Source organism: Bartonella sp. TT29SHDZB, from assembly GCF_042193395.1.
Classification (GTDB): Bacteria; Pseudomonadota; Alphaproteobacteria; order Rhizobiales; family Rhizobiaceae; genus Bartonella.
In genome coordinates, this window is the sequence record NZ_JBHILQ010000097.1 from 1 (window position 1) to 1,162 (window position 1,162).

2 protein-coding genes are annotated in these 1,162 nt (G+C 36.8%); both read left to right on the forward strand.

All coding sequences use genetic code 11. The annotated features are described in order from the left end of the window. Window positions 1-141 precede the first annotated feature (141 nt). Window positions 142-498, forward strand: coding sequence for an antA/AntB antirepressor family protein (locus ACFIJJ_RS09785; RefSeq protein ID WP_375646806.1), 357 nt, complete (start codon window positions 142-144; stop codon window positions 496-498). A gap of 14 nt (window positions 499-512) precedes the next feature. Then, window positions 513-1,162: Rha family transcriptional regulator (locus ACFIJJ_RS09790; protein ID WP_375646808.1), on the forward strand; the 650-nt coding region annotated here is incomplete at its 3' end.

Below are 1,162 nucleotides of genomic sequence, written 5' to 3' on the forward strand. Positions count from 1 at the left end.
GCAGACGAAAAATATAATGATGAGATTTACGGTACTTACGAACAACAACACCGTTTGCGTCCTTGTGATGTGCTTTAAATTCTAAAGGGCGCATTTAAAAGCGCCCCCTTTTCCCCATCAATAATTGATTAGAGTAAACTTATGAACACACATGATAATGATAGTGAAGGATATCTCATACCTGAAAACGAGGTAGACAACAAAATTGGTTATGCCAAAATGGTCAAAGCCCATGTAATGCATAGGCACTTACATTTGAAACAAGATTTTTCCACTTGGTTTAACGATTGTGTTGAAAAGTTTGATCTAAAAGAAGGCGTGGATTTTGTTTTTACAAAACAAGAATGGAACAGACAGAAGATTTGTCCAAAATCTGAAATAGAAACAGATAAAACTGATAATCATTACTTCAAAATTCACGCAGCAAGGAAAATCGCTCAAGCAGAACGTCATAGAAACTATGGCAGAATATTATACCAAAACTTATGTTTTTCTTAATTAAGGGGGTGATGATGCGAAACTTTATTACAATACCTGAAAACAATTTTCAAAACACAACTGTTCCAACCATGTCTAGTCGTGAAATTGCAGAGTTATGCGGTAAGCAACATGCGCATATTATGCGTGATATTCGACAAATGTTAGGAGAATTATATCCTGAAGGGGGTCAATCCAAATTTGGATCCACCTATTTAGATAAACAGGGTAAGCCCCAAAACTGTTACAACCTCCCTAAGCGTGAATGCCTTATCTTAGTTTCTGGTTACAGCATGACATTACGTGCTAGGATTATAGACCGTTGGCAAGAATTGGAAAAGCAAGCAGTAATACCACAAATCGACTACTCAAGTCCAAAGGCTATGATTGGCTTTTTGAATTACCTACAAGGTCAAATAGATCAAAAAGACACCATCATTGAAGATTTAATACCAAAAGCCATGGCTCTTGAAAGCTTACAACGTCATGACGGACTGTTTAGTCTTACAGAAGCCGCTAAAATACTTGAGATGCAACCAAAACAATTCATTCTCTTCTTACAGCAAAAAGGTTGGGTTTACAGACGAGCAGTAGGTGGAAATTTGCTACCGTATCAAGACAAAATCCAAAAGAAACTTATGGATTGTCCAACTATCACACTTCAAACCGCAAGTGGAATAGAAAA